Here is a 26,306-nt window from a genome sequence, read left to right on the forward strand (position 1 = left end):
CTACATGGTCGGCATCAGCACGGTGTCGATGACATGGACCACGCCGTTCGACTGCAGCACGTCGGCGGTCTGGATGATGGCGGTGTGGCCGCCCTCGTCCACCACCACCCACTTGCCCATCTTCTCCTCGACGGTGAGCGTATCACCGGCGACGGTCTTCAGCTTGGCGGTGCCGCCATGCTTCATCGCATCGGCCTTGAGGTCCGCCGCCGTCAGCCGGCCCGCCACCACGTGATAGGTCAGGATGTGGGTCAGCTGCTTCTTCATGTCGGGCTGCACCAGCTTGTCGACGGTGCCTGCCGGCAGCTTGTCGAACGCCGCATTGGTCGGCGCGAACACGGTGAACGGACCCTTGCCGTTGAGGGTGTCGACGAGGCCGGCGGCTTTGACGGCAGCGACGAGCGTGGTCAGGTTCTGGGCCTTCGAGGCATTCTCCGGGATCTTCATGTTCGACATCATCGGCGCGCCGCCGACGATCACCGAGGTCGCGGCAAAAGCCGGCGCGACAATGAGGGTGCCTGCGATGGCGGCGGAAACCATGAGCTTCGAGATCGACATCTTCATCGAACGTCTCCCTGTTGCAGGCCATGCGACGATGCATGGTCACGGGGAGATACGGAGGGTTTCGGCGAAAGACGCAGGGCCGCCGATTTTTCCCAGAACTAGAGAATCTGGACCTTGCCGGCGGCAATGACCGGCCCGGTCGGCTGGCCGGTCGGCGAGCCGCCGGGCGGCTCGACCGAGATTGCGAGCGTGCTATCTGCGCGAATAGCGTCGATGACCGAGCGCGGCACCGCGATCCGGCGCGTCTGCGCGGGATCGAACACGCCGATGGAGACCGGGGCGCCGCTCGCCGGCACCAGCCAGAGCTCGGGAACACGGCCGGGCGCGGTCCACGCCGATTGCGGCACCAGTGTCGCTTCGCTACCCGCGACATCGATGACCGCGGTGAAGTGCGAGCGGCCGTCCTGCGACGACAAGGCGGCGACCTGAACTGGCGTCGGCCCGCGCGGATAGGCGAAGAAGATCGCCGCGGCGAGGCTGGCGGCGGCCAGCGCCAACGAGCCATAGCTCAGCCAGCGCCAGAAATCGCTGCCGGCCTCCTGTCGCGTGGCGCGAACGGCACGGTTCCGGCGGGTCTGCGCCGCGATGCGCGACCAGACATGGCTCGGTGGCGGCACCGGCTCGATGGTGTCCGCGAGCGGCCCGAGACGTTCCTGCCAAACCGCAACCGCACGGGCGAAGCCGGGATGCTCGCGCAGCAACTGTTCGGCGCGCCGGCGCGCATCGGTATCGAGCACGCCGAGCGCATACTCGGCGGCGAGCATGTCCTCGTTGCCGTCGTCAGGCGGGGGGCGCGGGGGAAGATCGCTCATCGGTCCAGACACCCCCGAAGTGCGATCAGGCCGCGGCGTATCCAGGTCTTCATGGTGCTCAACGGCACATTGCCGCGCTGCGCCAGTGCATCATAGGTCTCGCCGCCATAGAAGGCCTCGACGATGGCGCTCCTGGTGCGCGGCTCCAGGTCGTCGAGGCAGGCGCGCAGGCGCTGGTGCTGCTCGCTATCCTCGAGCCGGGACAACGCATCCATCGCCCCGTCGGCGATGCTGTCATCTTCCGGAAGCGGCCGATCGGCGGCACGGGGGCCAAGCGCGCGCAGGCGGTCGATCGCCTTGTTGCGGGCGATCGCGGCGAGCCAGGTGATCGGGCTGGAGCGGGCGGGATCGAAGCTCGCCGCCCGGTTCCACACGTTCACATAGACTTCCTGCAACACGTCCTCGGCCTCCTCGCGCGTGGCCAAGATACGCAGGCACACGCCGAAAAGCTTCGCCGAGGTAAGTTCATACACCTCGCGCAAGGCCGCCTGATCCCGCGCCGCGACCGCTCGCAATCGCGACGCCAGATGCTCGCGGGAGATGTCGTTCACGCGGCGACCATTGCAAGCCCGAGGGTGTTGGACCTAGCGCCGCGGATTCTTGTCGGTGAACTGGTCGAATATGTCCTGGAACTGCTGCAGGCGCGGATCCTGCGCGGTGCCGCCGCCGGCGCTGCCGCCGCCTTGAGCCGGGCCACCGGCACCACCACCGGGACCGCCGCCACCGAACATGCCGCCCAATATGCCGCCGAGCAGGTCGCCCAGCGGATCATTGCCGGCGCCCGGGCGGGCCTGACCGGGAGACGGCGCCTGGCCCCTGCCGAACGGATCGGGGCCGGCATCCTGGTCGGGACCGGCGCCGCGCTGCTGCGGGGCACCGCCGCCGAGAATACCGCCAAGCAGATCGTCGAGCGGATTGCCCGAACCGGACGGCCGCTGCTGCGGCATCTGCGTTCCACTGCCCGCACCGCCACCGGCACCACCGCCAAGAATGCCACCGAGCAGGTCTTCGAGCGGATTGCCCGAGCCGGACGGACGCTGCTGCGGCGCCTGCGTGCCGCCACCTGCATTACCGGCGCCGCCGCCGAGAATGCCGCCGAGCAGATCTTCCAGCGGATTGCCCGAGCCGGACGGACGCTGCTGCGGGGCCTGTGTGCCGGCACCGGCAGCACCGCCGCCCAGGATGCCGCCGAGCAGGTCACCGAGCCCGCCACCAAGGCCGCCGCCGCCAGCCCCGGCGTTTGCGGTTCCGCCGGAGCCGCCTTTCATCAGGCCGCCAAGCACCAGAGCGGCGATGGCGGGCAGCATCTGCTTCAGCAGCGCCGAGCTGATGCCGCTCGCCGCGGAAGCCTGCACCGCCACGGCGCGGCTGACATCCGGCGAGCCGAACATGGCGGCGAGCGCGTCATTGCCCTGCACGCGGGTATCCTCGCCGAAGCCGGCGGAGGGATCGCTGAACGCCTGCCCATAGGGATTGCGCGACATCGTGCCGAGCAGCTCGGCAAAGTTCTGCGGCGTCTGCGTGCTGCGTTGCAGGCCAACGGCAAAGGCCGGCAGCACGGCCTCTACCGCCTGCTGCGCCTGTTCGGATGAGATGCCGTAGCTGCGGGCAAGATTGTCGATCGCCTGGCCCTGCTGGGCCTGGGCCAGAATGTCCTGGAGATAGTTCATGGCGTTCCTCGCCTGATGGGCCATTCCCGGCGGATCTGCGTCCGGCTGCGCGAACATTACGCCGAACGCCTTGATTGGTCACGAATCCTGTTACGGCTCGATGGCAGTGGCGTCTTCCGCGCGGGAAAGCGCGGGAAGTTCGGTGCCGGCCACCACCGGCTCGCAGGGCGGCGGGCGATAGCCGCTGGCCAGCCGCCCGACCAGCCGGAAGGCGAAGATGAGCGCCAGTACGCCGAAGGCGACCGCCCCGAGCGCCTGCCCGGCCAGCACGCCCTCTGCCCCGGCCATCCGCCCGCCGAGCCAGACGAAGGGGATGGTGCCGAGCGTAGCGCGGCCCCAGTTGAACACGGTGGAGAGCAGCGGCGCGCCGAGATTGTTGAACGCCGCATTGGCCACGAACAACGCACCCAGGAAGATGAAGCTGCCCGCCGCGAACAGACAGAAGAAGGCGACGAGGTCGACGCCTTCGCCCGACAGGCCAAAGGACTGCGCGATGAGGTGGCGAGCGAGCGCCAGCACTGCCCACATGGTGCCGACATAGATGAGCGTGAGCTTCAGGCTGTCCATCAGCGCCATGCGCACCCGCTCGAAGCGGCCGGCGCCGACATTCTGGCCGATGATCGGCCCGATGGCGCCGGTCAGCGCGAACAGCGGCCCGAAGGCGACCGGGATCACCCGGCCGATCACCGCCCAGGCGGCGACCGCGGTATCGCCATGGGTCGCCAGCGCGAAGGTGATGTAGGCGTTGCCGACCGGGGTGGCGACATTGGTCAGGATCGCCGGCACCGCGATGGCGGAAAGCGGGCGGATGTCACCGAGGAATGCCTTCAAGCTCGGGCGGGCGGCGAGGTCATGGATGCGCACCACCGCATAGAGCCCGTAGGCCGCCATGACGCAGCGCGAAACCACCGAGACGATGGCGGCACCCTCGACACCCATGCCCAGCCCGAGGATCAGCAGCGGATCGAGCACCGCGGTAACAAGCCCGCCGCCGAGCGTCACCCACATCGAGCGGCGGGCATCGCCAATGGCGCGCAGCACGCCGGATGCCGCCATGCCGATGCCGAGCAGCGGCGTCGAGGGCAGCACCACCAGCAGGAAATCATGCGCGATCTCCAGCGTGCGCCCGCTGGCGCCGAGCAGCCGCAGCAGCGGACCGAGCACGGCGATGGCGAGCACCGACATCGCAGCGGTGGCGAGCACCATATAGATGATGGCGGAGGTGGAGAGCCGCCGCCCATCCTCCTGCCGCCCGGCGCCGATGGCACGCGAGACCACGGCGGAGCCGGCGATCATCACGCCGATGCCGACAGCGGTGGTGAAGAACATCAGCGTGCCGGCATAGCCGATGGCGGCCGCCAGTTCCGCCTCGCCGAGCAGCGAGATGTAGAACAGGTTCAGCAGGTCGACGACGAAGACCGCGATCAGCCCGATGGAGCCGGTGGCCGCCATCACGGCGACGTGGCGCATCATCGAGCCTTCGACGAAGCGGGCGGCGAGGTGCGGGGTCGCGCCGGACTGCGGGGTCACGCTCATGGCCCGGGCTTATGCCACGGATCGCGCGACGCCGGATAGAAGCGGCGATTGAGAAGGGTCATGCAAATCGGCAAGATCACGCTTACAAGCGTGATCTCGTCAATAAAGCTGGAGCATGATGTCGTCCGAAAACCGCTTCCCACTTTTCGGCATCATGCTCTAGAAGGGCCCTGCCCGGCGGTTTCGTCGGCCCGCCAACGGATCGCTACATGACCGAATCGCCGAGATCTGAAGCCGAGATCACCGACGTCCACGCCCAGGCGCGCGTGCTGGTGCAGGCGCTGCCGCACATGCAGCGTTATGACGACACCATCGTCGTGGTGAAATATGGCGGCCACGCCATGGGCGACGAGCATGTGGCGCGCGATTTCGCCAAGGACATCGTGCTGCTCGAGCAGTCCGGCGTGAACCCGGTGGTGGTCCATGGCGGCGGCCCGCAGATCGGCAAGATGCTGGAAAAGCTCGGCATCAAGTCCGAATTCGCTGCCGGCCTGCGCGTCACCGACAAGGCCACCGTCGAGATCGTCGAGATGGTGCTGGCCGGCTCCATCAACAAGGCGCTGGTCGGCTTCATCAATGAGGCCGGCGGCAAGGCGCTGGGCCTGTCCGGCAAGGACGGCAACATGGTGGTCGCCACCAAGGCGACGCGATCGGTGATCGACCCGGACTCCAATATCGAGCGGGTGGTCGATCTCGGCTTCGTCGGCGAGCCGTCCAAGGTCGACACCACGGTGCTTGACCAGATCCTCGGCCGCGAGCTGATCCCGGTGCTGGCCCCGGTCGCCACCGGCGAGGGAGGCGGCACCTTCAATGTGAACGCCGATACCTTTGCCGGCGCCATTGCCGGCGCGCTCGGGGCAAAGCGCCTGCTGCTGCTCACCGACGTGCCGGGCGTACTCGACAAGAACAAGCAGCTCATCCCCGAGCTGACCATCACCGAGGCGCGCCGGCTGATCGCCGACGGCACCGTCTCGGGCGGCATGATCCCGAAGCTCGAGACCTGCATCTATGCGCTGGAGCAGGGTGTCGAAGGCGTCGTCATCCTCGACGGCAAGGTGCCGCACGCGGTGCTGCTGGAGCTGCTCACCGACCATGGCGCCGGCACCCTCATCCGGCGTTGAGCCTGACCTTGCCCCCTCTCCCCGACTGAACTCGGCTGTTGCCGAGTTCAGCACTCCAAGAGGTCAAAGTCGGATACATCCGACTTTGACGGGAGAGGGGTGGGGTGAGGGGGACCACGTTCAACGTGTAAGCCCGAACCCCTCACCCAACCCTCTCCCTCAGGGAGAGGGCTTTTGGCGCCGCTTGACGGCAGTGATGCTCGCCACTTTTGCCTTCGTTGCGGTCGCCTCCCCCGCCTCCGCCGACCTCGCCATCTGCAACCACACCTCCTACGTCGCGGAGGCCGCGCTCGGCATCGAGCAGAGCGGGGTGAAGGCGACGCGCGGCTGGTTCCAGATCGAGCCCGGTTCCTGCCGGACCGTGCTGCGCGGCGAGGTTTCGGCCGACCATCTCTATCTCCATGCCCGCGCATTGCCGCTCTATGGCTCGGTCGCCATGACCGGGACCGATGGCGTGCCGCTCTGCACCGGCACCGGCGACTTTCTCGTCACGCAGGCGGAGGCGTGCACCGGCGAGGGTCAGACCAGCCTGCCCTTCACCGAGGTGAAGCCGAGCGGCGACGGCGACGAGCTTGCCCTGCACCTCGCCGAGAAAGCCGAATACAGCGACGAGCAGGCCCGCCTCGCCGCGGTGCAGCGGCTGCTCGATCTGCTCGGCTATGATCCCGGCCCGATCGACGGCACCACCGGGGCCAAGACCGAAGCCGCGCTCGCCGCGTTCCTCGACGATCGCAAGCTCGGCCCGCAGGCGGCCGAGAGCGGGCTGACCACCCGCATGCTCGACGCGCTGCGCGCCGGCGAAGGCACCGGCCTGACCTGGTGTAACGACACGCCATACGCGGTGATGGCCGCGATTGCCCGCGAGGAGAAGGCCGGCATCGTCGCCAGCGGCTGGTGGCGGATCGATCCCGGTCGCTGCCTGCGCCCCGATCAGGACGAGGACCGTCCCGGCAAGCTGTTCAGTCATGGCGCCGCGGTCGACGGCCACGGCGCGCCGGTCAAGAAGCCGGATGGCACGCCGCTGGTCTGGGCCGGGGACAAGATGCTGTGCACCCGCGCCAATCGCTTCGAGATCCGCGACCATGCCGACTGCAAGGCGCGCGGCTTCGATGAGACCGGCTTCGCCCCGGTGGCGCTGTCGAAGGCGGGCGGGGCGACCGTGCGGTTCACTCCTTGACCCCGCCTCCACGTAGCGTCATCCCGGCCGAAGAGCCGGGATCGCACGAAGGTGAAGAACGTTTTCGCGATCCCGGATACGACCTGACGGCCGTTCCGGGATGACGGCCCGAGCTGGAAAGCCTAGAAGAGCCGCATGTCCTCATCAGCCCCCGCCTCCCCGCCCGGCTTCGCCCATATCGAGACCTGGGTGTTCGATCTCGACAATACGCTCTATCCGCCCGGCCTCGATCTGTGGCGGCAGATCGATGTGCGGATGCGCGCCTATATCTCCCGCTACCTGAAACTCTCGCTCGACGAGGCCTTCGCGCTGCAGAAGGATTATTACCGGCGCTACGGCACCTCGTTGCGCGGGCTGATGATCGAGCACGGCATGGACCCGGACGATTTCCTCGCCGAAGCCCATGCCATCGACCTCAGCGAACTGGAGCCGGCGCCCGCGCTCGGCGCCGCCATCGGCACGCTGCCGGGCCGCAAGCTGGTCTACACCAACGGTTCGCGCGCCCATGCCGATGCGGTGCTGGCCAAGCTCGGCATTTCCGAGCATTTCGCCGACGTGCACGACATCGTCGCGGCCGAATTCCATCCCAAGCCGCACGAGGAGGCCTATCGGCGCTTCCTCAAGGCCCATGGCGTCGACGCCGGCCGCGCCGCCATGTTCGAGGACCTCGCCCGCAACCTCGAAGTGCCCGCGCATCTCGGCATGCGCACTGTGCTGGTGGTGCCGCCGGGCCTCGGCGTCAGCCCAGCCGACCGCGAGGCGTGGGAGCATGAGGGCCGCGACGCCCACCATATCGACCATGTCACCGATGACCTGACCGCCTTCCTGGTGCGCGTTTCCGCCGATCTCGGCGATTGACAGAAAGCCTTTGCTTCCGGACAAGTCCGTCCCGAAATCGGGAGAAGCCGTCCATGTCGAGCGAGTTGCAGGCCACCATCGAGGATGCGTTCGAGAAGCGCGCCGAGATCAATTTCGAGACCGGCGGCGCGGTGCGCCATGCGGTGAACGAGGCGCTGCGCCTGCTCGATTCCGGCGAAGTCCGTGTCGCCGAGCCGGATGGCGACGGCAACTGGACCGTCAATCAGTGGCTCAAGAAGGCGGTGCTGCTCTCCTTCCGCCTCAATGACATGGGCGCGATTCCCGGTGGTCCTGGTGGCGCCGACTGGTGGGACAAGGTGCCGTCGAAGTTTGCCGGTTGGGGGGAGAGCGAGTTTCGTGCCGCCGGCTTCCGCGCCGTGCCGGGCTCCATTGTGCGCCGCTCGGCCTATATCGCGCCGAACGTGGTGCTGATGCCGTCCTTCGTAAATCTCGGCGCCCATGTCGGCGAGGGCACCATGGTCGACACCTGGGCCACCGTCGGCAGCTGCGCGCAGATCGGCAAGCATGTGCACCTGTCCGGCGGCGTCGGCATTGGCGGCGTACTGGAGCCGCTGCAGGCCGGTCCGGTGATCATCGAAGATGATTGCTTCGTCGGCGCCCGCTCGGAAGTGGTCGAAGGCGTGATCGTGCGCCGCGGCGCGGTGCTCTCCATGGGCGTGTTCATTTCCGCCACCACCAAGATCGTCGATCGCGCCACCGGCGAAGTCTTCATCGGCGAGGTGCCGGCCTATTCGGTGGTGGTGCCCGGTTCGTTGCCCGGCAAGCCGCTGCCCGACGGCACCCCCGGTCCCTCGCTTTATTGCGCGGTGATCGTGAAGCGCGTCGACGAACAGACCCGTTCCAAGACCTCGATCAACGATCTCCTGAGGGACTGAGGAGGTCCGCCATGGCGGCCGATCCCGTCGACATCGCCCGTGCCTTGATCCGCTGCCCTTCGGTCACTCCGGAAGAAGGCGGCGCGCTGACCTATCTGGCGGACCTGCTGGGCAATGCCGGGTTCTCGGTGCATCGGGTGAAGCTCACCTCGCCCGACACGCCGGATGTCGAGAACCTCTATGCCCGGTTCGGCACCAAGGGGCCGAATTTCTGCTTCGCCGGCCATACCGACGTGGTGCCGCCGGGTGATGAGACGCGCTGGCGCTTCCCGCCCTTCGAGGGCGCGCTCCAGGACGGCCGGCTGCATGGTCGTGGTGCGGTCGACATGAAGGGCGGCGTGGCTGCCATGGCCGCGGCGGCGCTCTATTTCGCCGCCGAGCAGGGCGAAGAATTGCCGGGCTCGATCTCCTTCCTCATCACCGGTGACGAGGAAGGACCGGCGATCAACGGTACCGAGAAGCTGCTGCGCTGGCTCGCCGACCGCGACGAGCGCATCGACCATTGCGTGCTCGGCGAGCCCTCAAGCCGCGCGGCGCTCGGCGACATGGTGAAGATCGGTCGGCGCGGCTCGCTGTCCGGCACGCTCACCGTGCACGGCAAGCAGGGCCATGTCGGCTATCCCCACCTCGCGGAGAACCCGATCCGCGGCATGGTGCGGCTGCTGAGTGCGCTGATGGCCGACCCGCTCGATGCAGGCACCGCACATTTCCAGGCCTCGAACCTGGAAGTGGTGACTGTGGATGTCGGCAATCCGGCCTACAACGTCATCCCGGCGGAGGCCATCGCGCGCTTCAATGTCCGCTTCAACGCGCTGTGGATGCCGGCCACGCTAAGGGCGGAGATCGAGCGCCGGCTGCGCACCGCGGCCGGCAATGAGGTGCATTGGTCGGTCGATTTCGTCGAGCGCTCCAGCGACAGCTTCCTGACCGCGCCGGGCGAGTTCGTCGATCTGGTGACCGCCGCGATCGAGGCCGCGACCGGGCGCAAGCCCGAGCTCTCCACCACCGGCGGCACCTCGGACGCGCGCTTCATCAAGGATTATTGCCCGGTGATCGAGTTCGGCCTGGTCGGTAGCAGCATGCACCAGACCGACGAGGCGGTGCCGGTCGAGGAGCTGCGCGCCGTCACCCGCGTCTATCGCGGCATACTGGACCGCTATTTCGCGACGTTCGGGCGTTAATCCCCCAGACGTCATCCCGGAACGGCCGTCAGGCCGTATCCTGGATCGCGCAAACATCGGGCAGCGATCCCAGCTCTCCGCGGAGCCTGTCCTCGGGCTTGCCAAAGGCAAGACCCGTGGGCTGCGGCCGGGATGACGACATGTGTAGACGCGAAGGGTGTTTCACTTCGACCGCAGCGCCGGGGCGATGGCGCTGCCGGACACGCTTGACGAGCTGCCGGCGCTGTACGCATCGGTCGTTACCGAGGCGCCGGTCTTGATGCAGGTGTCCGAGCCTTCGATCCGCACATAGCCCGCGCCGTAGCTGTGGCACGGGCCGGGAGCCGGGCGCAGCGGCGGTGCCTGGTTGCGCGGCACCGGCTGCGGGCCGGCGGCAAACGCCGGGGAAAGCGCGATGGCCGCGATCGCCGCGACAGCGCCCGCGCCCGCGAATCCGTTCCGTATCGACGCCATGCCATCCTCCAGCTCAATGAAGGCAGCCTAGCCTCGATTGCGGCATCACGCGGGCGGCGCTACCGACTAGATTGAAGCGCCGATTCACCGGAGCGACCTCGAATGCCGACCTCCCCAATCCGTCCCACCATTCGTCCGGTTCTCGCCGTCAGCGCCGCCGTGTTTCGCGACGGCAAGGTGCTGCTGGCGCAGCGCGGCGCCAAGCTCGGCCGCGGGCTGTGGACCCTGCCCGGCGGGCGGGTCGAACCGGGGGAGGCGCTCGCCGACGCTGCGGCCCGCGAGGTGATGGAGGAGGTCGGCGTCGCATGCGCGATCATCGGCGTCGCCGGCGCGCTGGACATCATCCATCGCGACGCCGACGGCAACCTGACCACGCATTTCGTCGTGGTCTGCCACGCGGCAGAATGGCGCGCCGGCGAGGCCGCAATCGGTCCGGAAGCGCAGGCGGTGGGATGGTTCGATCCCGACACGCTCACGCAGGAACCCATGACCGAGGGCCTCGCCGGCATGGTGGCGGCCGCCGCACGCATGTCCCGCGAAAGCTGAAGAGCTTTCGCGATCAGAGCATGCACGATTGTGACGGCAACCGCCGGGTGGGGTCACGCCGAGCGGCGGAACTCCGACGCGGCCTCGCGGGCGATCAACTCCGGGAGGCTCGGCGCGGCGATCTCGCCGCCGGTCGGGCTGACGAGGCCGCGGGCGCCGGCAAGCGCACCAGGCTTCAGCTCCAGCCCGAGGAAGCGGCTGCGCTCGAAGGCGCCGGGCATCCACAGGCCTTCGGTGAGCCCGGTGGAGAAGCCGAAGCGCTCATAATAGGGCGCGTCGCCAACCAGCATGATGGCGCCATGGCCGAGGCGCGCGGCCTCGTTGATCGCGGTCGTCATGAACGCCTTGCCGAGGCCGCGGTCGCGGAACCACGGGTGCACCGCCAGCGGGCCGAGCAGCAGCGCCGGACGCGCCGGGCCGGCCGTCACGTGCCACAGCCGCACCGTGCCGACCAGACGGCCATCGGGGCCGTGCGCGGCAAGGGACAAGCCATCAGCCGGCAAACGACCTTCGCGCAGACGCTCCGAGGTCTTGGCGAAGCGCGCGGCGCGGCCGAAGGCGAGGTCGAGCAGCGTCTCGCGCTGGGCGACGTCGGCGCTGGTCTCGAGGGTGATGGCGGGGGTGGTGCGAGCGAAGTCCATGGCGGCCTCAAAAACCCGCAGTGCGGGAAAAAGAGGAAAGGGAATTGTGGAAGTCCATGCGGCCACTGGTCCCCGCCCTTCTCCCTCATCCCCGGGTGTCGTCCCGAGGGGCCGGATCGCGCCGTGGCGCGCCAGTCGGCCGGGTCAATTCCCGGCCATGAGGGAGGGGAGGGAGCCGTCCGCCGCTCAGATCACATAGGATCGGAGCGGGTCGAAGCCGTTGAACGCCACCGCCGAATAGGTGGTGGTGTAGGCGCCGGTGGCCTCGATCAGCAACTTGTCGCCGATGGCGAGGGACACCGGCAGCATTACCGGGGTCTTCTCGTACATGACGTCGGCGCTGTCGCAGGTCGGGCCGGCGAGCACGCAGGGCTCCACGTCGTCGCCGTCCCGCGGGGTGCGGATCGGGTAACGGATCGCCTCTTCCATGGTCTCGGCGAGGCCGCCGAACTTGCCGATGTCGAGATAGACCCAGCGCACCGGGTCATCCTCGGACTTCTTCGAGATCAGCACGACCTCGGCCTCGATCACGCCCGCCGCGCCAACCATGCCGCGGCCCGGCTCGATGATGGTGTCCGGGATCGCGTTGCCGAAGTGCCGGCTGAGCGCGCGGAAGATCGCCTCGCCATAGGCTTCGGCCGCCGGCACGTCCTGCAGGTAGCGAGCCGGGAAGCCGCCGCCGAGATTGACGAGCGAGAGCTGGATGCCGCGCTCGGCGCACTCGCGGAAGATCGCCGAGGCGGAGGCGAGCGCCGAATCCCACGCTTCGACATTCTTCTGCTGCGAACCGACATGGAACGAGATGCCATAGGCATGCAGGCCCAGGCGATGGCCATGCTCCAGCACGTCCGCGGCCATTTCGGGCACGCAGCCGAACTTGCGGGACAGCGGCCACTCGGCGCCGGCGCCGTCGCACAGGATGCGGCAGAAGATCTTGGCGCCATGAGCGACGCGGGCGATCTTCTCGACCTCAGCCTTGCAGTCGACGGAGAACAGGCGAACGCCCAGCCGGAAGGCGCGCTCGATGTCGCGCTCCTTCTTGATGGTGTTGCCGAAGGAGATGCGGTCCGGGCTCGCGCCGGCGGCCATCGCCATCTCGATCTCGGCGACCGACGCGCAGTCGAAGCACGAGCCGAGCTCGGCAAGCAGCGACAGAACTTCCGGCGCCGGGTTCGCCTTCACGGCATAGAACACGCGGGTGTCCGGCAGCGCATGCGCCAGCGCGGAATAATTGGAACGGACAACGTCCAGATCGACGACGACGCAAGGACCATCCTCACGTCGGTTGCGAAGGAATTCGCGAATACGGTCGGTCATGGCGTTCTCCCACAGACCCGAAGCTTCGACCCATGGATGCAATCACCCGCCCGCGACGCCATAGGGCCGCGTTCGTGGCGAGAGTTCGCATCCGCCCTGCCAGTCTTGCGACTGGCTGATAGGAGCCGTGGCAGCGATACGTTCGTGAGCGCGTGTGGAGAGCGCTCTCGTTCGATCGTCGCCTTCGCTTGGATTGGGAGTTACCCTTTCCGCACGCCCGGCAAGAAGTAGTGCCTCTTCAGTTTCGACGACCTTTGGAGGGTCGGCAGAGACCAAAAAAGCCCGCTACGTCGTTGCTTCAAGTCACGTTCCCCGCTGAGAGCGAGGTGCGCCGGTTTCGCCTCCGGCTACCGATCTTCTCTGGCGACTTTCCGGCCTCTTGTCCGGACTTCCGCCGATCGGCACGCGACCACAGGCACGTGCGAATATTGGGCAAGGCGTGATGTAGGACTAATCACCTTCATATGCAAGAAGGTTTCGGGGAATTTTGCATACCGCCGGATTTCGTGACCGGCGAAACACGCCCCGGCTCAGGATTTGGCTCGTCTTTTGAGCAATTCGAGAGTGGTGAACGCACGGTCGAGATCAGCCTGAACCTCGAGTCCGCAGCCCGACAGGTGGACCAGAAGCGCCTGGAACGCCGCGATCTCCGCGTGGGTCAACTGCCCGATATTCCCTAGGAAATAATCGTCCCACAGGTTCGGATCAGACCGCTGAAGCAAAAAGAGAACGCTCCCGAATGCCAAAAGATATGGATATGGCTCCTGCAGGCTCAGTGTAAGCAAACTTGGTAGATAATAGCAGAACGCCTGGCCGTTGAAAAAGTACGGAGCCACCGTACGCTCTCTCCAATGCTCAACGGTCACCTCGCGCCACGTCGTTCCGGTGAATGCCAACGCCTCATCATCGTCGCCGTCGTGCCAGGGCATCAGGTGATACAAGACCCATGGCGGCATTTTCCGATGAGCGAAAGCTGCCTCAATCAGTGCGGTAAGCCGATTGACCTCGCTGGTTGTCATGCGCCGTTCTCAAATTTTAGCCCTGCAGCCGATGCGCTGCCGCTGAGGCAGCTATCCGCCATGTGTGTGGACGCTACCAAGCGGCGGGATTTCAATGCGCGCCCCATTGGGGGGACACACAATGCGCAAGATCACAATCCTTCTCGCTTCGCTTCTCGCCCTCGCCGCCATCCCGGCGTGGGCCGAGACCATCGACGTCAGCGACAATCATGGCGGCAGCGTCATGGCCTATGATGCGCGCTGGGCGGCTTATGCCACGCGCGGCGTGGATGTGCGCATCATCGGGCCGTGCCAGTCGGCCTGCACGGTGTTGCTCGGGCACATTGCGCGGCAGAAGATCTGAGTGACGCCGCAAGCCAGTTTCGGCTTCCACCTCGCCAACAAGCCCCAAGCCACCGCGACGCTGGAGCAAGGCTACGCGCCGGACATCAAGGCGTGGATCGCGCAGCATGGCGGGCTGACGCACGACTTCATCTGGATGCGCGCGCCGGACACCTATCGCTATTTTCACAAATGCTGATGTCGCGGATGCCGCGACGCAGCTCAGGCTTCGGTGAAGGGCTCGACCTGCTTGGCGCGCACCACGAAGCGGTAGATGCCATAGACGGCGAGCGCGGCGAACACGCCTTCGAAGGCGAGCTCCCATTCCCAACTCGCCTCGAACAGGGCGGCAAGCGCCCATCCGGCAGCAAGGCCAGCGCCGATCAGTTCGGCGCCCAACAGGATCGCGGCGCTGACGACCGTGGTGACATGGTCCCAGCGGATGCGCCTGGTGCGGGTGACGGGACTGCTCATCATTCTCTGTCTCGGCTTAAATCGTGGCGCGCAAACTGCTATGCCGCGCCCTGCGGGTCAAGCCGGCCTGTCTTACCTTGAGGAATGCCGCCTTGGCTCAAGAGAGTTTTCGCGCCGGAACCGGCGTCGTGGCGGCCCCGCATGCCCTCGCCGTCGAAGCTGGCCGCGCGGTGTTGGAGGAAGGCGGCAACGCCATAGAGGCGGCGCTCGCCGCGGCGATGACCATCCCCGTCGTCTATCCGCACATGACGCATATGGGCGGCGACGGCTTCTGGCTGATCCGCGAGCCCTCAGGCCGGGTGCATTACATCGAAGCCTGCGGCTATGCGGGTGCCAGGGCGACCCGCCAGCGCTATCTTGATGCCGGCTACGATACCATTCCGACACGCGGGCCGCTCGCCGCGCTCACCGTGCCCGGGCAAGTGGCGGGATGGGCGCTCGCCATGGAGGCCGCGAAGGCCTTCGGCGGCCGCCTGCCGGCGAGCCGCATGCTGGAGCCGGCGATCCATCACGCCCGCAACGGTGCGCCGGTGTCGCGCTCGCAGCAGCAACTGACGACCGACAAGCTCGCGGAATTGAAGGACGTGCCAGGTTTCGCCGAGACCTTCCTGAATGACGGCAAGGCGCCTGAGGCCGGCACCATCCAGCGTTTCCCGCGCCTCGCCGAGACGCTGGAACAGCTGGCCCGTGCCGGGCTGGACGATTATTACCGCGGCGATGTCGGCCGCGAGATCGCCGCCGATCTCGAGCGCCTCGACAGCCCGGTCACCCGCGCCGATCTCGAAGCCTATCGCGCGGTGAAGCGCGAGCCGCTGGTGGTGAAGCTCTCGGACATGCGGGTGTGGTCCTCGCCGCCGCCGACCCAGGGGCTGGCGACGCTGATGATCCTCGGCATTTTCGACAAGCTCGGCGTCAACCACGCCGAGAGCTTCGGCCACATCCATGGCCTGATCGAGGCGATCAAGCGCGCCTTCCTGGTGCGCGACAAGGTGGTCACCGACCATGACCGGCTGAAGCACGACCCGATGGCCTTCCTCGCTCCCGAGGCGCTGGAGCGCGAGGCCTCGCGCATCGACATGCGTCGCGCGCTGCCATGGCCGCAGCCGGCCAGGCGCGGCGACACCATCTGGCTGGGCGCGGCGGACAAGAGCGGGCTCGCCGTCTCCTATATCCAGTCGATCTTCTGGGAGTTCGGCTCGGGTGTGGTGCTGCCCTCGACCGGCATCCTGATGCAGAATCGCGGCTCCAGCTTCTCGCTGGACCCGGCTGCGGCCAATCCGCTGGAGCCCGGCCGGCGGCCGTTCCATACCCTCAATCCCTGCATGGCGGAGCTGAAGGACGGGCGCGTCGTCGCCTTCGGCTGCATGGGCGGCGAGGGCCAGCCGCAGACCAATGCCGCTGTCCTCACCCGCTATGCCAGGTTCGGCGTGCCGCTCGGCGAGGCGATCGAGCGGCCGCGCTGGGTGCTTGGCCGGACCTGGGGCTCGGACGTGGTCAGCCTGCGGCTCGAACCGCGCTTCGATTCGGCGCTGGTCGACGATCTCGCCCGCGTCGGCCACGATGTCGAAGTTTTGAACGAGCCGTTCTCCGATACCATGGGCCATGCCGGGGCGGTGGTGATCCATCCGCGGGGCGGTGTAGAAGGCGCGCATGACCCGCGTGCCGATGGCGGCGCAGCCGGGCTCTAGCCTTGCCACAGCCCAACCATGGCTCGGCTATGGCAAAGCTGCGGCCGGGCTTTTCATCGAACGGTCACACGAACATGCGAGACGCCGCGCCGATGGAAACCATCCTCACCAATGCCCGACTGGTGCTCTCCGACACCGTCGTCGAGGGCACGCTGGTCCATGATGGCGGGATCATCCGCGCCGTGGACGAAGGCCGCTCGCATCTCGCCCAGGCGGTGGATTGCGAGGGCGCCTACCTGGCGCCCGGCCTGGTCGACCTGCATACCGATGCTCTCGAAGGCCATTTCGTGCCGCGGCCCAAGGTGATCTGGCCGGATGCCCGCGCCGCCGCGCTGGCCCATGACGCGCAGGTCGCCGCCTCCGGTATCACCACGGTGTTCGACGCCATCTGCGCCGGCGGCTTCGACCAGTCCAAGGCCGATCGCCGCGCCCTCTATGAGGTGATGCTCGACGCCGTGGAGCAGGGCCGGCCGCTGTTCCGCGTCGACCACCGCATCCATCTTCGCTGCGAATTGACCGACCCGGCGCTATCCGAACTGGTCGATACCGCGTTCAGCCGCGCCACGCTCGGCATCGCCTCACTGATGGACCACACGCCCGGCGCCCGGCAATGGCGCAATGTCGAGCACCTCAAGATCTATCTCTCCGGCATCGGCAAGGGCGGCGCCGATCTCGACCGCGAGGTGCAGGACCGCATCGAGCGCGGCCGCGCCGCGGTGGCCGGCAATTTCGACCGCATGGTCGCGCTGTTCGCCGATTCCCACATCGTGCTGGCGAGCCATGACGACACCACGCCCGAGCACGTCACCGAGGCGGTGACCGCCGGCTGCACCATCTCGGAATTCCCAACCACGGTCGAGGCCGCGCGTGCCGCCAAACACGCTGGTCTCGCCACGGTGGGCGGCGCTCCGAACGTGGTGCGCGGCGGCTCGCATTCCGGCGGCGTCTCGATGCGCGAGCTGGCCGGCGAAGGCCTGCTCGACACCCTCGCCTCCGATTATGTGCCGGCTAGCCTTTTGCAGGCGGCACTGGCCCTGACCCGCGGTTCCGGCGTCACCTCGCCCGGCCTTACCCTTCCCGCGGCGCTGGCGCTGGTCACCGCGCATCCCGCCGCACTCGCCGGCCTTGCCGATCGCGGCCGGCTGGAGCCGGGCCTGCGCGCCGACCTGGTGCGCTTCCACGACCTCGACGGCACCGCCGTGGTGCGCGAGGTCACGCTGAGCGGGCGGCGCGTCTCCTGATGAGTGCCAGCGAGCCGCGCTATGCGGTCTATTTCGCGCCGCCGGCGGCGAGCGCGCTGTGGCGCTTCGGCTGCTCCGTGCTCGGCCTCGACGTCGAGACCGGCGAAGCGTCATCGCCGCCCGCGCTCCGCCGCTTCGATGCCGAGACCTGGCGGAGCATCACCGCCGAGCCGCGCAAATACGGCTTCCACGGCACGCTGAAGGCGCCATTCCGTCTAGTGCCCGGCCGCACCGTCAAGGAACTCGACGCCGCCTGCGCGCGCTTTGCGCAAGAGCGCGCCCGCTTCGCCTGCGCCGGCATGGCGGTAACCGCGATCGGCCGCTTCCTGGCGCTCAAGACCGTGCAGCCCTGCACGGCACTCGACCGGCTGGCGGCGGGCTGCGTCTCCGCCTTTGACGATTTCCGCGCTCCGTTGAGCGAGACCGAGATCGAGCGCCGGCTGCGCGCCCCGCTCAGCGAACGCCAGCGCGACAATCTGGTGCGCTGGGGCTACCCCTACGTGCTCGAGGATTTCCGTTTCCACATGACGCTGACCGGCGCGCTCGACGAGGAGATGCGCGGCCTCGCCGAGGCCGAGCTGCGCGAGCATTTCGCGCTGAGCGGCGCCGACGGCTCGCTCATCGTCTCGGAGATCGCGCTCTACCGGCAGGATGAGGGCCCGTTCCGCCTCATCGCCCGCTATCCGTTCGGAGCGTGAAGCATGGGAAAGCTCGGGGTCGAGCCCTTCATCGAGCCGACCGCGGACGTGAGGCGCTGCCGCCTCGGCCGCTACACCGAGGTCGGCGCCCGCACCCAGCTGCTCGAGGTCGAGCTGGGTGACTATTCCTACGTGGTGAACGATTCCGACATCGCGTACACCCGCATCGGCAAGTTCACCTCCATCGCCGCGATGACGCGGATCAATCCCGGCAATCATCCGATGGAGCGCGCCAGCCAGGCGCATTTCACCTATCGCGCCTCGGCCTATTTCGACGATGCCGAGGACGAGGAAAGCTTCTTCGCCTGGCGCCGCGCGCACGACGTCGTCATCGGCCACGATGTGTGGATCGGCCATGGCGCCATCGTGCTGCCGGGCCGGCGCATCGGGGACGGCGCGGTGATCGCCGCCGGCGCCGTGGTGACCAAGGACGTTCCGCCCTACACCATCATCGCCGGCGTGCCGGGCAAGCCGGTGCGCCAGCGCTTCCCCAATGCCATCGCCGAGCGGTTGATGGCGCTCGGCTGGTGGGACTGGGATCATGCCCGCCTGCGCGCCGCGCTGGAGGACTTCCGCACGCTGTCGATCGAGGCCTTCCTCGACAAGCACAACGGCTGAGCCACCCTCCAAAGGACCCTTGGGCGTCTTTGTGCGCACTTGCGCCGCCACAAAGCCCGGCTTAACTGCCCCCGGTATATCTGCAATGGAGGCCGCCATGGCGCCCGCGAACAGCCCGATCGAGATCGACCAGCTTGTCGATCGCCGGCGCCTGAGACGCAAGCTCGCCTTCTGGCGGGGCCTTGCCGCCCTCGTGCTGGTCGGCGGCGTTGCCGGCCTCGGCGTGTGGTGGGCGGGCGATGATTTCCTGCCGAAATCTTCGGCCCATGTCGCCCGCATCACTATTGGCGGACTGATCCGCAACGAACGCGAGCGGCTCGATCTGCTCGACGAGATCGGCAAGTCGGGCGCGCGGGCGGTGATCGTTACCATCGACAGCCCCGGCGGCACCGTCACCGGCTCGGAGGCGCTCTATGACGGACTGCGCCGGCTCAACGAGAAGAAGCCGGTGGTCGCCGTGGTCGAGGGGCTCGCCGCCTCCGGCGCCTATATCGCCGCGCTGGGGACCGAGCATATCGTCGCGCCGCGCAACGCTCTGGTCGGCTCGATCGGCGTGCTGTTCCAGTATCCGAACTTCACCGACCTCTTGAAGACCGTCGGCGTCAGCGTCGAGGAGATCAAGTCGAGCCCGCTCAAGGCGGCGCCGAACGGCTTCACGCCGACCAGCCCGGAAGCCCGCGCCGCGATCGAGGCGCTGGTGGTCGACAGCTATGACTGGTTCAAGGGCCTGGTGGCGACGCGGCGCGACATCTCCGGCGACGCGCTGGCGAGCGCATCGGACGGGCGCGTCTTCACCGCCCATCAGGCACTGCCGATGAAGCTCATCGACGAGATCGGCGACGAGCGCACGGCGCGCGCCTGGCTCGCCAAGAACAAGGACGTCTCCGAGGACCTTCCCATACGGGACTGGCGCACCCGCCGGGCGGGCGACGAAATCGGCTGGTTGCGTGGTGCCGCGGCCTCGGTGCTCACGGCCATGGGTTTTGAGACGCTTTCTCGCCTCGTCATCGACACCGCAGGTAGCATGATGGGGCAGGCCCGCCTTGACGGTCTACTGGCCCTCTGGCACCCTCGCCCCGGTGGTTAGTTAGGTCAAAAGCCTCGAATATATGATGTTTTTTTGTACGACGAGCCGATCGTCAAGGGGGGCGGGGCGTCGATGATCAAGTCTGAACTGGTCCAGCGGATCGCGGAAGCGAATCCGCATCTCTACCAGCGCGACGTCGAGAATATCGTCAACGCTATCCTCGACGAGATCGTCGCGGCGCTGGCGCGGGGCGACCGTGTCGAACTGCGTGGCTTCGGCGCTTTCTCGGTGAAGGCGCGCCCGGCGCGCACCGGCCGCAATCCGCGTACCGGTGCCCATGTCGCGGTCGACGGCAAGGCGGTACCCTATTTCAAGACCGGCAAGGAAATGCGCGAGCGCCTCAATGATGGCGAGGACCTCGAATAGCCTGGTCTGGAAAGCGGCTCGCGTGAGTCGGAATTGCAGGAGTTAAGCGTGCTTCGTCGGATCTTGCTGGTCCTCATCGTGCTCCCGGTCTCGCTCGGCCTCATCGCCCTTGCCGTGGCCAACCGGCACGACGTTTCCCTCGTGCTCGATCCGTTCGCGCGCGATGCCGCACTTTCGGTCCATGTGCCGCTGTTCGTCCTCATCTTTGCCTCGCTGATCCTCGGCGTGCTGCTCGGCGGCACGGCGGTGTGGGTGAAGCAGGGCCGCTTCCGGCGCGCCGCGCGCGAGGCCGGCCGCGAGGCGCGCCGCGCCAATGCGCAGGCCAGCGAACTGCGTGCCATCGTCGCAGCCTCCGCACCGACGCGTCCCGGCCTGCCGGCGGCAAACAATGCCAATATGCCGTCGCTGACCGACCGGCGCTCGGCGGCATAGCCGGCGATGCGCTTCGTCTCCGGGGCCGAGATCGCCGGCCTGCTCGACTTTCCGACGCTGATCGACGCGCTGGAAGCCGCCTTCCGTCGCCCCATCGTGACGCCGGTGCGCCATCATCACACCATGGCGCGGCCCGACGGCGACGCAACGCTGCTGCTGATGCCGGCCTGGACCAATGAGGGCACCGACCAGGATGTCCAGGGGACCAAGCTGGTCACCGTCGCGCCCGGCAATGCGGCGCGCGGGCTCGACACCATCAATGGCCTTTACATCCTGAACTCCGGCGCCACCGGCGTGCCGCTCGCGGTGCTCGATGCCCGCGTGCTGACACTGTGGCGGACCGCGGCGGCCTCCGCGCTCGCCGCGCGCTACCTCGCGCGGCCGGATTCGACCAGGCTCGCCGTCATCGGTGCGGGGGCGCTGGCGCCCTATGTGGCCCGCGCCCATGCCAGCGTGCGCCCGATCCGGGAAATCCGGGTGTGGAACCGCACGATCGAGCGGGCCGAGGCGATGGCCGCCAAGCTGCGCGCCGACGGGCTGGATGCGTCCGCCACGTCCGATCGCGGGGAGGCGATCGGGTGGGCCGACATCGTCACCTCGGCGACGCTGTCGCCGGCGCCGCTGGTGCAAGGCCGATTCCTGAAACCCGGCCAGCATGTCGACCTAGTGGGCGGCTTCACCCCGACCATGCGCGAGGCCGATGACGAGGCGATCCGCCGGTCGCGCATCTTTGTCGACACCCGCGGTGGCGCGCTGAAGGAAGGTGGCGACATCGTCATCCCCATCGCCAACGGGCTGTTGCGCGCCGAAGATGTGCAGGGTGACCTGTTCGAGCTCGCCGCCGGCAAGGCGCCGCTGCGCGGCTCACCGGACGAGATCACGCTGTTCAAGTCGGTCGGCACCGCGATCGAGGATCTCGCCGCGGCCGAGCTGGTCTGGAAGAGACTGGAAGCAGCCTGAGCCGCTCCCTCTCCCCGTCGGGGAGAGGGTTGGGGTGAGGGGTCTTCAACGCTCCGCAACCGTGCTCCCCCTCACCGACCCGCTTCGCGGGCCACCTCTCCCCAATGGGGAGAGGGAAGTATTGGTCGACCTCCAAACGTCACGCGATCCCGGATCGGCCTGCGGCCGTCCGGGATGACGGCACGTTGAGGGAATTAATGCCGCGCGCCGCCTGAAATCTTCGCCCGCGCCGCATCCATGCGCTCGATGATGGCCTTGGCGATGAGGGTCACCAGCGCCACCAGCGTCAGCAGCGTCGCGACCGCGAAGGCGGCGACGGCGTTGTTGTCCTGGTAGAGCAACTCGATCTGCAGCGGCAGGGTGTTGGTCTGGCCGCGTATGTTGCCGGAGACCACCGAGACGGCGCCGAACTCGCCCATCACCCGGGCATTGCAGAGCGCCGCGCCATAGAGAAGCGCGAAGCGGACATTGGGCAGCGTCACCAGCCGCAGGATGCGCCAGCCGCCGGCACCCAGCGTTACCGCGGCTTCCTCCTCCTCCGAGCCCTGCGCGATCATCAGCGGGATCAATTCGCGGGCGACGAACGGCGCAGTGACAAACAGGCTCGCCAGCACGATGGCGGGCACCGCGAACATGATCTTGATGTCGTAGGCTTCCAGCCACGGCCCGAGCAGGCCCTGCGCGCCATAGACGAACAGATAGGCGACACCGGCAATGATCGGCGAGATCGAGAAGGGCAGTTCGACCAGCGCCAGCAGCAGATTGCGGCCGGTGAAATGGAACTTGGCGATCGCCCAGGCCGCGGCGATGCCGAAGCCGATATTGATCGGCACCACGACCAACGCCGTGAACAGCGACAGCAGGATGGCGTACTGCGTATCGGGCGCCGCGAAGGCGGCGAAATAAGCCGCCTGCCCATGGCGGAACGCCTCGGCGAAAATCGCGGCGAGCGGCGCCACCAGCACCAGCGCGGTGAGCACAAACACCCCGCCCATGATCACAATCCGGGCGAACGGCCCATCGCCGACACGGCGGGTCGGCTTGGAATGAGGTTGCGGCTTCGGCTCGGTCGCCATCAGTCCTCTCCCGCCCCGCTGGTGTGACGCTCCTGCCAGGCCTGGATCAGGTTCACCGCGATCAGCAGCAGGAAGGCGATGCCGAGCAGCGTGGCGGCGATGGCGGCGGCTGCGGGGTAGTCATATTCCTCGATGCGGATGAAGGTCAGCAGCGAGAGCACCTCGGTCTTCAGCGGCAGATTGCCGGCTATGAAGATGATGGCGCCGAACTCGCCGAGCGAGCGGGCGAAGCCGAGCGCGCAGCCGGTGAGGAAGGCCGGGAAGATCGCCGGGAAGATCACCTTCAGGAAGATGCGCAGGTCCGAGGCCCCGAGCGTCGCCGCCGCCTCCTCGACATCGGCGGCCAGATCCTCCAGCACCGGCTGCACCGTGCGCACCACGAAAGGCAGGCTGGTGAAGGCCATGGCGCAGGCGATGCCGAGCGGGGTGTAGGCGACCTTGATGCCCCACGCTGCCAGCGGCGCGCCGAACCAGCCATTAGAGGCGAACAAAGCGGAGAGCGAGAGGCCGGCCACCGCGGTCGGCAGTGCGAACGGCACGTCGACCAACGCGTCGAGCAGGCGCTTGCCGGGGAATTCATAACGCACCAGCACCCAGGCCAGAGCGAGGCCATAGACCGCGTTGAAGGCGGTGGCGGCGAAGGCGGTGCCGAAGGTGATCTGGAAGGCGGAGAGCGTGCGGGCGCCAGTGATGATCGCGATGTAGCGCTCGAAGCCGATGCCGAGCGCCTGCCAGACCAGCGCGCCGAGCGGCAGCAGCACGATCAGGCTGAGATAGAGCAGTGTGATGCCGAGGGAGAGCGGGAAGCCCGGTATGACGCGGCTCAACGAACGGGCTCCTGCACGGGCGCCCCGGGCGGGGCAACTACCAACCCGTCATCCCCGGGCTTGTCCCGGGGATCTCGGCTACTGACGAACGATCGCTCTCCCCGGAATCGAGATGGCCGGGACAAGCCCGGCCATGACGGCGTGAGGACGGCAAACCTCGTCCCCTATAGCGTCGACGCGGCGGCGCGTCACCTTCCGACGGTATTTAGTCCGCGGAGTTCACGGCGCGACGAACAGGGTCTCGAGCTTGCCGCCGGAGGCGAAGTGCACCTTCTGCACCTTGTCCCAGCCGCCGAGCACGTCCTCGACCTTCACCAGCTTCACCGGCGCGAACTTCGCCTTGAACTGGTCGGCGACCTTCTGGTCGACCACGCGGTTGTTGAACTCGGCGGCGATGGTCTGGCCTTCCGGCGAATAGAGCCAGTTCAGATAGTCGGTCGCGACCTGACGCGAGCCGCGCTTGTCGACCACCTTGTCGACCACCGCGGCGGGGAATTCGGCGAGCAGGCTCACCGGCGGCACCACGACCACGAAGTCCTTGTCCTTATAGGCATCGCGCACGCCCAGCACCTCGGATTCGAAGGTGATGAGCACGTCGCCCTGCTCACGCTCGACAAAGGTGGTGGTCGAGCCGCGCCCGCCGGTGTCGAACACCACGACGTTCGACAGCAGCTTCTTGGCGAAGGCGTCGGCCTTGGCCTCGTCGCCCTTGAACTTGTCGAGCGCGAAGGCATAGGCGGCGAGATAGGTGTAGCGCGCATTGCCCGAGGTCTTCGGATTGGGGAAGACCAGCTTGACGTCGTCACGGACCAGATCGTCCCAGTCCTTCACGCCCTTGGGGTTGCCCTTGCGCACCAGAAAGGCCGGGAAGGAGTACCAGGGCGAGCCGGCATTCGGCAGCCGGGTCTGCCAGTCCTTGGCGACATAACCCTTGTCGACCAGGAAGGTGATGTCGGTGATCTGGTTGAAGGTAACGACGTCCGCCTCCAGCCCCTCGACGATGGAGCGTGCCTGCTTGGAGGTGCCGGCGTGGCTCTGGTTCACCTTGATGTCCTTGCCGCTCTTGGCCTTGTAGGCCGGCTCGAACTTCTTGTTGATGGCCTCGAACACTTCCCGGGCGACGTCGTACGAGGCGTTGAGGATCGAGCCCGGCTGGTCGGCCGCGAAGGCGATGCCAGGGGTGAAGCCGGCAGCGAGTACGGGGGTGAGGGCAGCGGCGGCAAGGAGGTGGCGGCGCGACAGGCGCATGGTGATCTCCAGGGGCAATTCATCTGAATTATTGTGTGAAATAAGATATTTCACAATTAGAGCTGTCTAACATGAAGATTGTCGCGACGGAAGGGGGAGTCGGCGCGTGCATCATCGCCGAGGTCCGCCACAGGCGGCTTCGGATAATGCTCGGGCGGCGCCACGGTCCCTTCCACCACGCCGTCATCCCGGACGGCCGCAGGCCGATCCGGGATCGCGGGAAGGTGTGATGCAGGGACTTCACGCGATCCCGGCTCTCCGCTTCGCTGCGGCCGGGATGACGAGTGGTTTGGGGGCGGAAGAAGAAGGCGCGGCGAGCGTCAAATGGTGCTCAAGCCAGGCGCAGCGGGCGTATCAGCCCCAAAAGAAAACCCCGGCATCGGCCAAGCCGATGCCGGGGTCCTTGTCACCTGTCACGCAGCCGCTGCGGCAGCGACCGACACGGTCGAGATGGTCTTCAGGATCTGCGAGGCGATGGCGTAGGGGTCGCCCTGGGAGTTCGGGCGGCGATCCTCGAGATAGCCCTTATAGTCATTGCGGATGAAGCTGTGCGGGACGCGGATCGAGGCGCCGCGATCGGCGACGCCGTAGCTGAACTTGTTCCACGGCGCCGTTTCATGCTTGCCGGTCAGGCGCAGATGGTTGTCCGGGCCATAGACCGAGATGTGGTCGTCGAGGTTCTCCGCGAACGCCGCCATCAGCTTCTCGAAATACTCCTTGCCGCCGACTTCGCGCATATAGGAGGTCGAGAAATTGGCGTGCATGCCGGAGCCGTTCCAGTCGGTGTCGCCGAGCGGCTTGCAGTGATACTCGATGTCGATGCCGTACTTCTCGGTCAGGCGCTGCAGCAGGTAGCGCGCCATCCACACCTCGTCGGCGGCCTTCTTGGAGCCCTTGCCGAAGATCTGGAATTCCCACTGGCCCTTCGCCACTTCGGCATTGATGCCTTCATGGTTGATGCCGGCGGCGAGGCAAAGGTCGAGATGCTCCTCGACGATCTTGCGGGCGACGTCGCCGACGTTCGAGTAGCCGACGCCGGTGTAGTACGGGCCCTGCGGGGCGGGATAGCCGGCGGTCGGGAAGCCGAGCGGGCGGCCGTCCTTGTAGAAGAAATATTCCTGCTCGAAGCCGAACCAGGCGCCCTCGTCATCGAGGATGGTGGCGCGCTTGTTGGAAGCATGCGGCGTGACGCCATCCGGCATCATGACTTCGCACATCACCAGCGCGCCATTGGTGCGGGCCGGATCCGGATAGACGGCGACGGGCTTCAGCACGCAATCCGAGCTGCGGCCTTCGGCCTGCATGGTCGAGGAGCCGTCAAAGCCCCAGAGCGGCAGCTGATCGAGCGTCGGGAACTCGGCAAATTCCTTGATCTGCGTCTTGCCACGCAGATTGGGGACGGGCGTGTAGCCGTCCAGCCATATGTACTCAAGCTTGTACTTTGTCATTGCGGGTCTCTCATAAGCTGATGACGCGAAC

Annotated in this window: 30 protein-coding genes; 16 read left to right on the top strand and 14 right to left on the bottom strand. The window is 67.4% G+C overall.

Going from position 1 to position 26,306, the window contains the following annotated elements:
- The 5 genes from G3545_RS17625 to G3545_RS17645 form a co-directional block, all read right to left on the bottom strand.
- Positions 1-564 carry a fasciclin domain-containing protein gene (locus G3545_RS17625; RefSeq protein ID WP_170014574.1) on the bottom strand — a complete coding sequence of 188 codons (564 nt, stop codon included), beginning with the start codon at positions 562-564 and terminating at the stop codon, positions 1-3.
- A 98-nt stretch (positions 565-662) separates the two neighbouring features.
- The gene (locus tag G3545_RS17630; RefSeq protein ID WP_170014575.1) at positions 663-1,376 is read right to left on the bottom strand and encodes an anti-sigma factor; all 714 of its coding nucleotides are present in this window, start codon (positions 1,374-1,376) and stop codon (positions 663-665) included.
- Positions 1,373-1,927, bottom strand: coding sequence for a sigma-70 family RNA polymerase sigma factor (locus G3545_RS17635; protein WP_170014576.1), 555 nt, complete (start codon positions 1,925-1,927; stop codon positions 1,373-1,375). Before G3545_RS17635 ends, G3545_RS17630 begins: the two co-directional genes overlap by 4 nt.
- A gap of 33 nt (positions 1,928-1,960) precedes the next feature.
- A complete protein-coding gene (locus G3545_RS29920) occupies positions 1,961-3,046 on the bottom strand; it encodes a DUF937 domain-containing protein (RefSeq protein WP_170014577.1) in 1,086 nt (361 codons plus the stop codon).
- A 90-nt stretch (positions 3,047-3,136) separates the two neighbouring features.
- Complete coding sequence (locus G3545_RS17645) at positions 3,137-4,582, bottom strand: MATE family efflux transporter (protein WP_170014578.1); 1,446 nt, start codon at positions 4,580-4,582, stop codon at positions 3,137-3,139.
- A gap of 209 nt (positions 4,583-4,791) precedes the next feature.
- On the opposite strand from G3545_RS17645, the gene argB reads away from it, so the two are divergent.
- From argB to dapE, 5 genes are all read left to right on the top strand, one after another.
- Positions 4,792-5,703: an acetylglutamate kinase gene (argB, locus tag G3545_RS17650; RefSeq protein WP_170014579.1), complete on the top strand. Its 912-nt coding sequence runs from the start codon at positions 4,792-4,794 to the stop codon at positions 5,701-5,703.
- Positions 5,704-5,899: 196 nt separating this feature from the next.
- Positions 5,900-6,880, top strand: a complete 981-nt coding sequence (locus tag G3545_RS17655; RefSeq protein WP_170014580.1) for a DUF1036 domain-containing protein — start codon at positions 5,900-5,902, stop codon at positions 6,878-6,880.
- A 135-nt stretch (positions 6,881-7,015) separates the two neighbouring features.
- Positions 7,016-7,738 carry a pyrimidine 5'-nucleotidase gene (locus tag G3545_RS17660; RefSeq protein WP_170014581.1) on the top strand — a complete coding sequence of 241 codons (723 nt, stop codon included), beginning with the start codon at positions 7,016-7,018 and terminating at the stop codon, positions 7,736-7,738.
- Positions 7,739-7,791: 53 nt separating this feature from the next.
- Positions 7,792-8,634 (top strand): 2,3,4,5-tetrahydropyridine-2,6-dicarboxylate N-succinyltransferase, encoded by an 843-nt coding sequence (gene dapD / locus G3545_RS17665; protein ID WP_170014582.1) that lies wholly within the window; start codon positions 7,792-7,794, stop codon positions 8,632-8,634.
- A gap of 11 nt (positions 8,635-8,645) precedes the next feature.
- Entirely contained in the window at positions 8,646-9,815 is a 1,170-nt protein-coding gene (dapE, locus tag G3545_RS17670; RefSeq protein ID WP_170014583.1) for a succinyl-diaminopimelate desuccinylase, read from the top strand.
- 162 nt (positions 9,816-9,977) lie between these two features.
- Here the strand turns inward: dapE and G3545_RS17675 are convergent, their stop codons facing one another.
- Entirely contained in the window at positions 9,978-10,268 is a 291-nt protein-coding gene (locus G3545_RS17675; RefSeq protein WP_170014584.1) for a hypothetical protein, read from the bottom strand.
- A gap of 102 nt (positions 10,269-10,370) precedes the next feature.
- On the opposite strand from G3545_RS17675, the gene G3545_RS17680 reads away from it, so the two are divergent.
- Positions 10,371-10,814, top strand: a complete 444-nt coding sequence (locus G3545_RS17680; RefSeq protein ID WP_246702458.1) for an NUDIX hydrolase — start codon at positions 10,371-10,373, stop codon at positions 10,812-10,814.
- A gap of 53 nt (positions 10,815-10,867) precedes the next feature.
- Here G3545_RS17680 and G3545_RS17685 read toward each other — a convergent pair whose 3' ends face one another.
- The 3 genes from G3545_RS17685 to G3545_RS17695 all read right to left on the bottom strand — a co-directional run bounded on the left by G3545_RS17685 (position 10,868) and on the right by G3545_RS17695 (position 13,791).
- Positions 10,868-11,455: an N-acetyltransferase gene (locus G3545_RS17685; protein WP_170014585.1), complete on the bottom strand. Its 588-nt coding sequence runs from the start codon at positions 11,453-11,455 to the stop codon at positions 10,868-10,870.
- Positions 11,456-11,641: 186 nt separating this feature from the next.
- On the bottom strand, positions 11,642-12,772 hold the full coding sequence (locus tag G3545_RS17690; RefSeq protein WP_170014586.1) for a type III PLP-dependent enzyme: 1,131 nt from the start codon (positions 12,770-12,772) through the stop codon (positions 11,642-11,644).
- Between the two features lie 530 nt (positions 12,773-13,302).
- The gene (locus tag G3545_RS17695; RefSeq protein ID WP_170014587.1) at positions 13,303-13,791 is read right to left on the bottom strand and encodes a hypothetical protein; all 489 of its coding nucleotides are present in this window, start codon (positions 13,789-13,791) and stop codon (positions 13,303-13,305) included.
- Between the two features lie 121 nt (positions 13,792-13,912).
- Here G3545_RS17695 and G3545_RS29745 point away from each other — a divergent pair, with 121 nt between their 5' ends.
- Both G3545_RS29745 and G3545_RS29750 read left to right on the top strand, forming a co-directional pair.
- Positions 13,913-14,134: a hypothetical protein gene (locus tag G3545_RS29745; RefSeq protein ID WP_246702459.1), complete on the top strand. Its 222-nt coding sequence runs from the start codon at positions 13,913-13,915 to the stop codon at positions 14,132-14,134.
- Positions 14,135-14,311, top strand: coding sequence for a hypothetical protein (locus G3545_RS29750; RefSeq protein ID WP_246702460.1), 177 nt, complete (start codon positions 14,135-14,137; stop codon positions 14,309-14,311).
- A 23-nt stretch (positions 14,312-14,334) separates the two neighbouring features.
- Here the strand turns inward: G3545_RS29750 and G3545_RS17705 are convergent, their stop codons facing one another.
- Positions 14,335-14,589, bottom strand: coding sequence for a hypothetical protein (locus G3545_RS17705; protein ID WP_246702461.1), 255 nt, complete (start codon positions 14,587-14,589; stop codon positions 14,335-14,337).
- 89 nt (positions 14,590-14,678) lie between these two features.
- On the opposite strand from G3545_RS17705, the gene G3545_RS17710 reads away from it, so the two are divergent.
- The 8 genes from G3545_RS17710 to G3545_RS17745 all read left to right on the top strand — a co-directional run bounded on the left by G3545_RS17710 (position 14,679) and on the right by G3545_RS17745 (position 21,676).
- The gene (locus G3545_RS17710) at positions 14,679-16,274 is read left to right on the top strand and encodes a gamma-glutamyltransferase family protein (protein ID WP_170014588.1); all 1,596 of its coding nucleotides are present in this window, start codon (positions 14,679-14,681) and stop codon (positions 16,272-16,274) included.
- 92 nt (positions 16,275-16,366) lie between these two features.
- Positions 16,367-17,515, top strand: a complete 1,149-nt coding sequence (locus tag G3545_RS17715) for an alpha-D-ribose 1-methylphosphonate 5-triphosphate diphosphatase (protein ID WP_170014589.1) — start codon at positions 16,367-16,369, stop codon at positions 17,513-17,515.
- Positions 17,515-18,213, top strand: a complete 699-nt coding sequence (locus tag G3545_RS17720; protein WP_170014590.1) for a DUF1045 domain-containing protein — start codon at positions 17,515-17,517, stop codon at positions 18,211-18,213. Before G3545_RS17715 ends, G3545_RS17720 begins: the two co-directional genes overlap by 1 nt.
- A 3-nt stretch (positions 18,214-18,216) precedes the next feature.
- Complete coding sequence (locus tag G3545_RS17725; RefSeq protein ID WP_170014591.1) at positions 18,217-18,831, top strand: DapH/DapD/GlmU-related protein; 615 nt, start codon at positions 18,217-18,219, stop codon at positions 18,829-18,831.
- A 97-nt stretch (positions 18,832-18,928) separates the two neighbouring features.
- Positions 18,929-19,918 carry a signal peptide peptidase SppA gene (gene sppA / locus G3545_RS17730; RefSeq protein ID WP_170014592.1) on the top strand — a complete coding sequence of 330 codons (990 nt, stop codon included), beginning with the start codon at positions 18,929-18,931 and terminating at the stop codon, positions 19,916-19,918.
- Positions 19,919-19,990: 72 nt separating this feature from the next.
- The gene (gene ihfB / locus G3545_RS17735) at positions 19,991-20,284 is read left to right on the top strand and encodes an integration host factor subunit beta (protein WP_170014593.1); all 294 of its coding nucleotides are present in this window, start codon (positions 19,991-19,993) and stop codon (positions 20,282-20,284) included.
- Positions 20,285-20,332: 48 nt separating this feature from the next.
- Positions 20,333-20,716 (top strand): LapA family protein, encoded by a 384-nt coding sequence (locus G3545_RS17740; RefSeq protein ID WP_170014594.1) that lies wholly within the window; start codon positions 20,333-20,335, stop codon positions 20,714-20,716.
- Positions 20,717-20,722: 6 nt separating this feature from the next.
- Positions 20,723-21,676, top strand: coding sequence for an ornithine cyclodeaminase family protein (locus G3545_RS17745; RefSeq protein ID WP_170014595.1), 954 nt, complete (start codon positions 20,723-20,725; stop codon positions 21,674-21,676).
- A 194-nt stretch (positions 21,677-21,870) separates the two neighbouring features.
- Here the strand turns inward: G3545_RS17745 and cysW are convergent, their stop codons facing one another.
- The 4 genes from cysW to G3545_RS17765 all read right to left on the bottom strand — a co-directional run bounded on the left by cysW (position 21,871) and on the right by G3545_RS17765 (position 26,275).
- Positions 21,871-22,752 carry a sulfate ABC transporter permease subunit CysW gene (gene cysW, locus G3545_RS17750; protein ID WP_170014596.1) on the bottom strand — a complete coding sequence of 294 codons (882 nt, stop codon included), beginning with the start codon at positions 22,750-22,752 and terminating at the stop codon, positions 21,871-21,873.
- Entirely contained in the window at positions 22,752-23,579 is an 828-nt protein-coding gene (gene cysT / locus G3545_RS17755) for a sulfate ABC transporter permease subunit CysT (protein WP_170014597.1), read from the bottom strand. The genes cysW and cysT overlap by 1 nt, the downstream gene beginning before the upstream one ends.
- 219 nt (positions 23,580-23,798) lie before the next feature.
- The gene (gene cysP / locus G3545_RS17760) at positions 23,799-24,827 is read right to left on the bottom strand and encodes a thiosulfate ABC transporter substrate-binding protein CysP (protein WP_170014598.1); all 1,029 of its coding nucleotides are present in this window, start codon (positions 24,825-24,827) and stop codon (positions 23,799-23,801) included.
- Positions 24,828-25,240: 413 nt separating this feature from the next.
- Positions 25,241-26,275 carry a glutamine synthetase beta-grasp domain-containing protein gene (locus tag G3545_RS17765; protein ID WP_170014599.1) on the bottom strand — a complete coding sequence of 345 codons (1,035 nt, stop codon included), beginning with the start codon at positions 26,273-26,275 and terminating at the stop codon, positions 25,241-25,243.
- Between the last annotated feature and the right edge of the window lie 31 nt (positions 26,276-26,306).

Source organism: Starkeya sp. ORNL1, assembly GCF_012971745.1.
Taxonomy (GTDB): Bacteria; Pseudomonadota; Alphaproteobacteria; order Rhizobiales; family Xanthobacteraceae; genus Ancylobacter.

Bases quoted from the DNA above. Each gene is read 5' to 3' on its own strand.
- G3545_RS17625 (WP_170014574.1), bottom strand. From the start codon at position 564: ATGAAGATGTCGATCTCGAAGCTCATGGTTTCCGCCGCCATCGCAGGC.
- G3545_RS17630 (WP_170014575.1), bottom strand. From the start codon at position 1,376: ATGAGCGATCTTCCCCCGCGCCCCCCGCCTGACGACGGCAACGAGGAC.
- G3545_RS29920 (WP_170014577.1), bottom strand. From the start codon at position 3,046: ATGAACTATCTCCAGGACATTCTGGCCCAGGCCCAGCAGGGCCAGGCG.
- G3545_RS17645 (WP_170014578.1), bottom strand. From the start codon at position 4,582: ATGAGCGTGACCCCGCAGTCCGGCGCGACCCCGCACCTCGCCGCCCGC.
- argB (WP_170014579.1), top strand. From the start codon at position 4,792: ATGACCGAATCGCCGAGATCTGAAGCCGAGATCACCGACGTCCACGCC.
- G3545_RS17655 (WP_170014580.1), top strand. From the start codon at position 5,900: ATGCTCGCCACTTTTGCCTTCGTTGCGGTCGCCTCCCCCGCCTCCGCC.
- G3545_RS17660 (WP_170014581.1), top strand. From the start codon at position 7,016: ATGTCCTCATCAGCCCCCGCCTCCCCGCCCGGCTTCGCCCATATCGAG.
- dapD (WP_170014582.1), top strand. From the start codon at position 7,792: ATGTCGAGCGAGTTGCAGGCCACCATCGAGGATGCGTTCGAGAAGCGC.
- dapE (WP_170014583.1), top strand. From the start codon at position 8,646: ATGGCGGCCGATCCCGTCGACATCGCCCGTGCCTTGATCCGCTGCCCT.
- G3545_RS17675 (WP_170014584.1), bottom strand. From the start codon at position 10,268: ATGGCGTCGATACGGAACGGATTCGCGGGCGCGGGCGCTGTCGCGGCG.
- G3545_RS17680 (WP_246702458.1), top strand. From the start codon at position 10,371: ATGCCGACCTCCCCAATCCGTCCCACCATTCGTCCGGTTCTCGCCGTC.
- G3545_RS17685 (WP_170014585.1), bottom strand. From the start codon at position 11,455: ATGGACTTCGCTCGCACCACCCCCGCCATCACCCTCGAGACCAGCGCC.
- G3545_RS17690 (WP_170014586.1), bottom strand. From the start codon at position 12,772: ATGACCGACCGTATTCGCGAATTCCTTCGCAACCGACGTGAGGATGGT.
- G3545_RS17695 (WP_170014587.1), bottom strand. From the start codon at position 13,791: ATGACAACCAGCGAGGTCAATCGGCTTACCGCACTGATTGAGGCAGCT.
- G3545_RS29745 (WP_246702459.1), top strand. From the start codon at position 13,913: ATGCGCAAGATCACAATCCTTCTCGCTTCGCTTCTCGCCCTCGCCGCC.
- G3545_RS17705 (WP_246702461.1), bottom strand. From the start codon at position 14,589: ATGATGAGCAGTCCCGTCACCCGCACCAGGCGCATCCGCTGGGACCAT.
- G3545_RS17715 (WP_170014589.1), top strand. From the start codon at position 16,367: ATGGAAACCATCCTCACCAATGCCCGACTGGTGCTCTCCGACACCGTC.
- G3545_RS17720 (WP_170014590.1), top strand. From the start codon at position 17,515: ATGAGTGCCAGCGAGCCGCGCTATGCGGTCTATTTCGCGCCGCCGGCG.
- G3545_RS17725 (WP_170014591.1), top strand. From the start codon at position 18,217: ATGGGAAAGCTCGGGGTCGAGCCCTTCATCGAGCCGACCGCGGACGTG.
- sppA (WP_170014592.1), top strand. From the start codon at position 18,929: ATGGCGCCCGCGAACAGCCCGATCGAGATCGACCAGCTTGTCGATCGC.
- ihfB (WP_170014593.1), top strand. From the start codon at position 19,991: ATGATCAAGTCTGAACTGGTCCAGCGGATCGCGGAAGCGAATCCGCAT.
- G3545_RS17745 (WP_170014595.1), top strand. From the start codon at position 20,723: ATGCGCTTCGTCTCCGGGGCCGAGATCGCCGGCCTGCTCGACTTTCCG.
- cysW (WP_170014596.1), bottom strand. From the start codon at position 22,752: ATGGCGACCGAGCCGAAGCCGCAACCTCATTCCAAGCCGACCCGCCGT.
- cysP (WP_170014598.1), bottom strand. From the start codon at position 24,827: ATGCGCCTGTCGCGCCGCCACCTCCTTGCCGCCGCTGCCCTCACCCCC.
- G3545_RS17765 (WP_170014599.1), bottom strand. From the start codon at position 26,275: ATGACAAAGTACAAGCTTGAGTACATATGGCTGGACGGCTACACGCCC.